The organism is Paenisporosarcina sp. P4_D4 (assembly GCF_056401835.1).
The window spans coordinates 1-901 of sequence record NZ_JBFUIO010000355.1 but is presented as its reverse complement, the minus strand read 5'-3'; the positions used below and the strand labels follow the sequence as shown (position 1 = coordinate 901).

Annotated in this window: 1 pseudogene; it reads left to right on the top strand. The window is 31.4% G+C overall.

Annotated features, from left to right (window positions below):
• Positions 1–299: 299 nt before the first annotated feature.
• Positions 300–784 (top strand): annotated as a pseudogene (locus tag AC1DSL_RS18785) (DUF2975 domain-containing protein).
• Positions 785–901 lie beyond the last annotated feature (117 nt).

Below are 901 nucleotides of genomic sequence, written 5' to 3'. Positions count from 1 at the left end.
CCATTAAAGAATATCTTAAGACTGAGTCATTGAAATTTGAAATAAAGTCGATAATTACTGGAATAACAAAAAGAATTAAGTTCAGGTGGGGTTCTTAAAGGTTCAGAGTAATAAAATGAATAGTTTAAAGTTATAAAGCATTTCCATGTAATGAGGAATGCTTTTTATTTTGTCGAAAATTAATAGGATTCTTCGGAAACAATAATAATGTAATTGAAATCAATATTTTTTTATTTTAAAACGATAAATCGTGTGGTAAAGTCAAATTGACAAAAATAAAATAAGTGAGCCGCTTTTTTATGAAACGCAAACAAGGATCAATAATTTTCTTAAAGTTAGTTATTTTTCTTATTGGAATTACAGTGCTTGCTTTGTGTCTATTTTGGTTGCCTTGGATAGCCAGTAGAGATGCAGAAGCGAATCCAGAGACTGCTTACTTGCAATATCCCTTTTTAGTGTGTGGGTATGTATTGTCTATTCCATTTTTTGTTGCGTTGTATCAAGCATTTAACTTTTAACCTACATAGATTGGAACAAGGCTTTCTCGGAAGTATCTGTTAACGCTTTGAGGTATATAAAATACTGTGCAATCATAATCAGTACCTTAATTGTATTAGGAATAATATTCGTAGTTTTATTTATTGAAGGTGATGTAGCAAGTGTTATAGGACTGGGATTAATGTGCACTTTTGCTTCAAGCGTAATTGCAACCTTTGCGGCTGTTCTTCAAAATCTTTTAAAAGAAGCTATTGATAAAAAGTCAGAAAATGCTTTAACGGTATGAGTGAATAACACGGAAATTACAATTAATATTGATGTGATGCTGGCTAATCTAATAGGGGTATTAGCGTTACAGAACTTTTGTAGAGGTTTAGAGTGTCAACCCGGAGATGTTTAAGAA